Origin of the sequence: Mycobacterium sp. UM_Kg27, assembly GCF_000972905.1 — a bacterium.
Classification (GTDB): domain Bacteria; phylum Actinomycetota; class Actinomycetes; order Mycobacteriales; family Mycobacteriaceae; genus Mycobacterium.
In genome coordinates, this window is the sequence record NZ_JRMM01000276.1 from 1 (window position 1) to 1,337 (window position 1,337).

Consider the following 1,337-nt stretch of genomic DNA (forward strand, 5'->3'; position numbering starts at 1 on the left):
TCGCCCGGCTTCGCCGTGCTCGCAGTCCTCGCTGTGCTTGATGGCGCGGACCTGCATCGCCCGGCTTCGCCGTGCTCGCAGTCCTCGCTAGGCTCGGCTAGGTGGATGTCGACGCCTTCGTGCTGACCCATCGACCGGCCTGGGATCGGCTGGAGGCACTGGTCAAGCACCGGCGCCGGCTCACCGGCGCTGAGGTCGACGAGCTGGTCGACCTCTATCAGCGGGTGTCCACCCAACTGTCGCTGGTGCGCTCGTCGTCCTCGGATGCCGCGCTCATCGGCCGACTTTCCGCCCTAGTGGCACGGGCGCGTGCCGCCGTCACCGGTGCGCATGCGCCGTTGGCCTCGGAATTCGTCCGGTTCGTGACGGTGTCGTTTCCGGTGGTCGCCTACCGTGCTTGGCGGTGGTGGCTGAGCACCGCCGCGGTGTTCCTGGCGGTGTCGGCGGTCATCGCCTGCTGGGTGGCCGGCAACCCCGACGTGCAGGCGGTGATCGGCACCCCCGCGGAGATCGACCGGCTGGTCAACCACGACTTCGCCGCCTACTACAGCGACCACCCGGCCGGGTCCTTTGCGCTGCAGGTCTGGGTGAACAACGCCTGGGTGGCCGCCCGCGTCATTGCCTTCTCGGTGTTGCTGGGCCTGCCGATCCCGGCGCTGCTGTTCGCCAACGCGGCCAACCTCGGCTTGGGACTCGGCCTGATGTTCCATGCCGGCCGGGGCGGTTTCATGCTGGGACTGCTTGCCCCGCACGGGCTGCTGGAGCTGACGGCGGTGTTCTTGGCCGGCGCGGTGGGGATGCGCCTGGGCTGGACGGTGATCGCCCCGGGTGATCGGCCCCGCACACAGGCGCTCGCCGAACAGGGCCGGGCCGTCGTCGCGGTCGCCGTGGGGTTGGTCGTGGTGTTCGCGGTGGCCGGGCTGCTCGAGGCGGTGGTGACTCCGTCGCCACTGCCGACCTGGCTGCGAATCGGCATCGGGACCGCGGTGGAGGCGGCATTTCTGGTCTACGTGGTGTACTTCGGTCGCAAGGCCGTGGCCGCCGGCGAGACCGGGGACGTCGCCGATGCCCCCGACGTGGTCCCCACCGGCTAGCTACCCGGTGCTGCGCGCGACCGCGATCAGAGCCGCCCGGCGGCTTTCATCGCCAGGTAGGCATCGGCCAGCGCCGGGGCCAGATCCTCGGGTGGGGCGTCGATGACCTGCACCCCGCTGTGACGCAATCGGGCTGCCATCGCGCGGCGGTCATTGCGCGCCCGCTCAGCAGCGCCGGCGTCATAGACCGCGGCCGCGTCGCCGCGCGATGGCAGCCCGATTGCGTCACAGCGGGGTGCAGGT

At 71.1% G+C, this 1,337-nt stretch carries 1 protein-coding gene and 1 pseudogene; one reads left to right on the forward strand and one right to left on the reverse strand.

Going from position 1 to position 1,337, the window contains the following annotated elements:
• Nucleotides 1-101: 101 nt before the first annotated feature.
• Nucleotides 102-1,094, forward strand: coding sequence for a stage II sporulation protein M (locus LI94_RS21190; protein WP_046302477.1), 993 nt, complete (start codon nt 102-104; stop codon nt 1,092-1,094).
• A gap of 26 nt (nt 1,095-1,120) precedes the next feature.
• Here the strand turns inward: LI94_RS21190 and LI94_RS21195 are convergent.
• Nucleotides 1,121-1,337, reverse strand: a pseudogene (locus LI94_RS21195) (DUF58 domain-containing protein); the annotation flags it as partial.